2 protein-coding genes and 1 pseudogene are annotated in these 2,207 nt (G+C 38.8%); all 3 read left to right on the top strand.

From position 1 onward, the window contains the following. Positions 1 to 633, top strand: a 633-nt coding sequence (locus SORDD16_RS04765; RefSeq protein WP_164966486.1) for a DUF2971 domain-containing protein, incomplete at its 5' end; no start/stop codon positions are given. Positions 634 to 651: 18 nt separating this feature from the next. Beyond that, positions 652 to 774: pseudogene (locus SORDD16_RS11135) on the top strand (MFS transporter); the annotation flags it as partial. 89 nt (positions 775 to 863) lie between these two features. Beyond that, a partial coding sequence (gene ligA, locus SORDD16_RS04760; RefSeq protein WP_061452557.1) for an NAD-dependent DNA ligase LigA occupies positions 864 to 2,207 on the top strand: 1,344 nt, incomplete at its 3' end.

Below are 2,207 nucleotides of genomic sequence, written 5' to 3'. Positions count from 1 at the left end.
CAGGTTGGATTTGATTTGTGTACATTGTTACAACTAGACTATGAACCGACAAATATTTTTTTGTCCTCTATGTCAAAATCTTCGGATGAAAATGATTTGAGTAATAGTTTACCGATGTGGAAACAATATGCCGATAATGCAACAGGCATTTGTCTCACCTATGATAGAAATTATTTAAAAAGTTTAATTAAGGAGAAATCAGATACTGATGATAATGATTCTAAAGTAGAATTCTACCGGGTATGTTATACGAAAGAATTAGAATCTGATGATAATAAAGTTATTTTAGAACAAATTAAAATAATAAAAAAGGAGCTTAAAAAAATCTACTTGAAGGATTCTCAAAGCAGGATATTGTCAGAATTTGATATAGTTAGATATTTATTCAAAGAATCTAAGTATGAATATGAGCAAGAATATAGACTAATTAAAGAATGCAATGATGACGAAATCGAAATTGAAAAAAATGGAGAAATGAAAGTTCCAAGACTGTTCACCTATCTGAGTGAGAATCTAAAATATTCAAAAATTAAACTTGGACCTAAATGCGATGATATTGATTACGTTGCTCCGTATATTAAATATGTTGATAGCGGTATCGAAGTTACTAAGTCACAAATTCCCTATAGATAGATTATATTTTAAGAAATAGGCTTTATGACAGTGCTACCAAGTGTACATCTCTCTTCTTTCTTGATAATTGGAAGCGGGGTTATCATCCTATCTTGTCTATCTCTCGTTTATGTGCGAAGTCATTTAAAAAAAGAGTTATAATTTCTCTTTTTTAGAAAATATTTCTCCACAATCCATTTTTCAGCCCTTCTCTATTGTGAGGAAGGCTTGATTTGTGGTAAAATGGGATTATGAATGAAAGAATGAATGAGTTAGTTGCCTTACTTAACCGCTATGCGACCGAGTACTATACGAGTGACAATCCCTCGGTTTCAGATAGCGAGTATGATCGCCTCTACCGAGAGTTAGTCGAATTGGAAGCCGCCTATCCAGATCAAGTTTTAGCAGACAGTCCAACCCATCGTGTTGGTGGTAAGATTTTAGATGGTTTTGAAAAATACAGTCATCAGTATCCTCTTTATAGTTTGCAGGATGCTTTTTCACGTGAAGAGTTAGAAGCTTTTGATGCGCGTGTTCGAAAAGAATTACCCCATCCAATCTATATCTGTGAGCTGAAAATCGATGGTTTGTCTATCTCGCTTACGTATGAAAGGGGAATTTTGGTAGTTGGTGCCACACGTGGGGATGGTTCTGTTGGTGAAAATATCACAGAGAACCTCAAGCGTGTCAAGGACATTCCTTTGACCTTGCAAGAAGAACTTGATATCACTGTTCGTGGAGAGTGTTACATGCCACGCGCTTCATTTGACCAGGTCAACCAAGCTCGCCAAGAAAATGGGGAGCCTGAATTTGCCAATCCTCGTAATGCAGCAGCTGGGACCTTGCGTCAGTTGGATACGGCGGTAGTAGCTAAGCGTAACCTTGCCACTTTCCTCTATCAAGAAGCCAGTCCTTCAACTCGCGACAGCCAAGAAAAGGTTTTGAAGCATCTTGAACAGCTTGGATTTGTAGTTAATCCTAAACGAATTCTGGCTGAAAGCATAGATGAGATATGGGATTTTATCCAAGAAGTTGGACAAGAACGGGATAATTTACCTTATGACATTGATGGGGTGGTGATCAAGGTCAATGACCTAGCAGGTCAAGAAGAGCTCGGTTTTACCGTTAAAGCGCCTAAGTGGGCAGTCGCCTATAAATTTCCTGCTGAAGAAAAAGAAGCCCAGCTCCTTTCAGTTGACTGGACAGTTGGCCGTACGGGTGTTGTGACTCCAACTGCCAATCTAACACCTGTTCAGCTTGCTGGCACAACTGTTAGCCGTGCAACACTGCACAATGTAGATTATATTGCTGAAAAAGATATCCGAAAAGACGATACGGTTATTGTCTATAAGGCTGGAGATATCATTCCTGCTGTTTTGCGTGTAGTAGAGTCCAAGCGTGTTTCTGAAGAAAAACTAGATATTCCGACTAATTGTCCAAGTTGCGACTCTGACTTGTTGCATTTTGAAGATGAGGTGGCTCTTCGTTGTATCAATCCACGATGTCCTGCCCAAATCATGGAAGGCTTGATTCACTTTGCCTCTCGAGATGCCATGAATATTACAGGACTTGGTCCTTCCGTAGTTGAGAAACTC

Source organism: Streptococcus oralis, assembly GCF_001578945.1.
Classification (GTDB): Bacteria; Bacillota; Bacilli; order Lactobacillales; family Streptococcaceae; genus Streptococcus; species Streptococcus oralis_Q.
This window is presented reverse-complemented; position numbering and strand designations above follow the sequence as displayed.